Source organism: Proteus mirabilis ATCC 29906, from assembly GCF_000160755.1.
GTDB classification, from domain to species: domain Bacteria; phylum Pseudomonadota; class Gammaproteobacteria; order Enterobacterales; family Enterobacteriaceae; genus Proteus; species Proteus mirabilis.
In genome coordinates this window covers 324,687-327,640 of the sequence record NZ_GG668577.1, presented here as the reverse complement: position 1 = coordinate 327,640, position 2,954 = coordinate 324,687, and the positions used below count along the sequence as shown (strand labels likewise).

Here is a 2,954-nt window from a genome sequence, read left to right as displayed (position 1 = left end):
ACTTAGATGCAAAAACAAGAGAATTAATCGCATTAGCAGTTGCAGTCACAACACGCTGTGATGGTTGTATCGCCGTACATGCTGACACCGCTTTAAAGCTGGGAGCTAGTCATGAAGAAATTGCAGAAGCACTCGGTGTTGCTGTTGCATTAAATGCAGGTGCTGCGATGGTTTATTCTGCTCGAGTATTGGATGCTATTGCACCTGAAAATTAATTCGTAATAAATCAATATCAGGGATATTAATTCAATAATCTCAATATATGACCCCAAAAATAATTGGGGTCTATTATTATTTAAGAACCTTATCATTACACATTGAGATTTTCATTCCCTTCTTCAGAGTAAATACTCCATACCTAATTCTTTTAAAATAAAACTCGATTAAATTAACGAGGGCTTTAATCAATAAGGTGCCGACTCACAGCTCTTGTGTGAACGATATAAGTGGATGTTGATTCTGTGGTCGGCGTAGACGAAAAGGCTACAAAGTAACCTTATTTAATTCAGGGTTGAATATATCAATGAGAATAATTATCATTACAATTGTATCAACTTTGACGAGTAGGATACGAATAAGTACGACATACTTCTTGCGTTTACTTTATATGCCGACATAGCTCCTAGCGCGTCGGCATTTTTTTATTAAATTAATATTAATTTTTTGACTTAAAATGACGTCATAATATTGACAGATTAATGATAATAATTATTATTTACATAAATGTTTAGGCTTCATTTAGTCCTAACACATTGCTCTCATTATCGATCTTTTTGCAAATGACTTATGCCGACATCCCCTAGTGCGTCAGCCTTTTTTTATATAAAAAAACCCCGCCGAAGCGAGGTTTTATATATTCAACTATTTAATGCTTAACTCATTTGAGCTGTCATCACACTTTTGCAAAAAATACATTTTGCGCCGTGTGGATTGTTCACTGTGACATCAAATTGTGATGTTCTATATTGTGAACTGCTACAACAAGGGCATTTAAAATAGAGGCGAATAGTAATAGCGCCTTTAGAGAGCCACCACGTTGCCTGCTGCTGGGCCTTTCATACCATTTTCCATGGTGAATGAAACTTGTTGGCCTTCAGCTAATGTTTTGAAGCTATCACTTTGGATTGCAGAGAAATGTACGAAGACATCTTTGCTGCCATCAGCTGGAGTAATAAAACCAAAACCTTTACCTTCATCGAACCATTTTACTGTGCCAGTCATTGTATTAGACATAGAATTTCCTTTAATTTATTTAATTTGCCATAAGGCATATGCGGTTTGTTTTGTATTTTTACTTATGGGAATTAATTAGAAGGAATTCACAATGAAGAGGTATCGAGGATAACGCTAAACGGGAACAACTTTAAACTTACTAACATAAATAGGTCTGTACTTCCAAACCAGTGACGCTATTAAGCCATAGAAAAATTCAGATAGCAAACTTTATTTTTTAACGATAAATCAGCTTAAATATGCCCCTAAAAAACACAACCCCGCTATACTCACGAGGTTTTCAATAGATAATCATGTAACATTGAAATCATTATTAACACAATATATTGTGTTTTGTAATTACGCAAGACTATAAATGCGGTGTTTTCTAATTATTTTATCCATATCTAATTTTACGTTATCAACCGATAAACACCCCTCAATAAATCCTTCCGCTGTCTGCAATCGCTTAGCCACTTCGTTATGAGAAATGCCGAGTTTTGAAGCCATTGAACGCAAAGGATAATTCTTCACATAGTACATAATAACCAACTGAAACAAGTAACTATTATTTACCTTTAAATGTAATACCGCTTTATTTATTTTTAAGCCATCATCATCTGAACATTGCTCTCGGCTTCGTCTTGAGCTTGGAATTAATCCTTTAAAACCTGCGGCAATTGATGAGTAATCGATACTATTTCCCTCATTAGCTGACCACGCACCCCAACGTGATAAAACTTCCTGCATATCTCTCATACAGACTTCTCCAAACCATTTGTTACCTTGTTACCTATTGATTAATCACTTACGCCCTCATCTCTCTTTCTCGTTTTAATTGCCTCACCTTCTCTCTGTATTTATCGCGTATCTGGATATAATCTTCGCGCCGCCAATGCGGAAGCTCATGAGGCCCTCGCAACCAATCAACTAATTCTTGACCAAATTTTTCGATAAGTTTTTCCTCATACTTTTGACTTACACTGGCATTTTTATGAGTAAATCGTCCTGCTCCGCCATTACATGATTTACATTGCTTATATGCATTACGTTCATCAAATCTCAGCTCAGGGTGTGAACCCACAGATAAAAAATGACCACAATCCCACTGTCCTCCATGTAAATCTGGGGGATTAGTTTCACCACAACTAATACAGGGCTCATCATGATCTCTGAGTCTGATGTATTGATTAAACGCAGTTTGAGCTTGTTTGATAAAATATGAGGTAGGTTTTACTGCTAATTTGCGGGCTTTGAGTTTGTCTCTTGCTTTGATTTCCTTTTCTCTTTGTGCCTTTTTGAGTTTTACTAACGCTTTTTCTTTTTCCTTATTCCTTCGTTTTATTGCCAGTTCTGCGCCGTGTTCTGGGCAACACCACCAAATATTACTGTATTTGGGGTGAAACCATTCTCTACATATTTTACAGCGCCGTCGCCTTAGCGACTTCATTATGTTTTCCTTTGATTTGTTCATCAGCAATTATTCCTCTTGATTTCTTTTCAAACTCATATATTCAGAATTGCTAGGAATGATGATCGGAATTCCCTTCTCAATGCACCATTGTTCATGTTTCTCCATCATGTAAAGCATCCTTGCTTTATCCATCTTGCTGGTTTTTTCACGCTCACCGTTTTCATTGCGCCCTAACCAATGTCCAACAAAATATTCATGAGTTTCCTCATTAGTGATGGGCTTTGATAAAACGATTTCACCGACACCATTTTTAATATCGATAACAACT

General features: G+C 36.4%; 6 protein-coding genes. 1 reads left to right on the top strand and 5 read right to left on the bottom strand.

Features of this window, described 5'->3' with window-relative positions; translation table 11 throughout:
• Positions 1–215: carboxymuconolactone decarboxylase family protein (locus HMPREF0693_RS08005; protein ID WP_004244727.1), on the top strand; the 215-nt coding region annotated here is incomplete at its 5' end.
• Positions 216–872: 657 nt separating this feature from the next.
• Here the strand turns inward: HMPREF0693_RS08005 and ymcF are convergent.
• The 5 genes from ymcF to HMPREF0693_RS18765 all read right to left on the bottom strand — a co-directional run.
• The gene (gene ymcF / locus HMPREF0693_RS19485) at positions 873–1,013 is read right to left on the bottom strand and encodes a cold shock small protein YmcF (RefSeq protein ID WP_419894627.1); all 141 of its coding nucleotides are present in this window, start codon (positions 1,011–1,013) and stop codon (positions 873–875) included.
• 7 nt (positions 1,014–1,020) lie between these two features.
• Positions 1,021–1,233, bottom strand: coding sequence for a transcription antiterminator/RNA stability regulator CspE (gene cspE, locus HMPREF0693_RS08000; RefSeq protein ID WP_004244726.1), 213 nt, complete (start codon positions 1,231–1,233; stop codon positions 1,021–1,023).
• A gap of 339 nt (positions 1,234–1,572) precedes the next feature.
• The gene (locus HMPREF0693_RS07995) at positions 1,573–1,971 is read right to left on the bottom strand and encodes an antiterminator Q family protein (protein ID WP_004244725.1); all 399 of its coding nucleotides are present in this window, start codon (positions 1,969–1,971) and stop codon (positions 1,573–1,575) included.
• 49 nt (positions 1,972–2,020) lie between these two features.
• Complete coding sequence (locus HMPREF0693_RS07990) at positions 2,021–2,662, bottom strand: recombination protein NinG (protein ID WP_036932293.1); 642 nt, start codon at positions 2,660–2,662, stop codon at positions 2,021–2,023.
• 30 nt (positions 2,663–2,692) lie between these two features.
• Positions 2,693–2,954, bottom strand: a 262-nt coding sequence (locus tag HMPREF0693_RS18765; protein WP_036932310.1) for a hypothetical protein, incomplete at its 5' end; no start/stop codon positions are given.

Coding starts and splice junctions, on each gene's coding strand:
- cspE (WP_004244726.1), bottom strand. CDS start 1,233: ATGTCTAATACAATGACTGGCACAGTAAAATGGTTCGATGAAGGTAAA.
- HMPREF0693_RS07995 (WP_004244725.1), bottom strand. CDS start 1,971: ATGAGAGATATGCAGGAAGTTTTATCACGTTGGGGTGCGTGGTCAGCT.
- HMPREF0693_RS07990 (WP_036932293.1), bottom strand. CDS start 2,662: ATGAAGTCGCTAAGGCGACGGCGCTGTAAAATATGTAGAGAATGGTTT.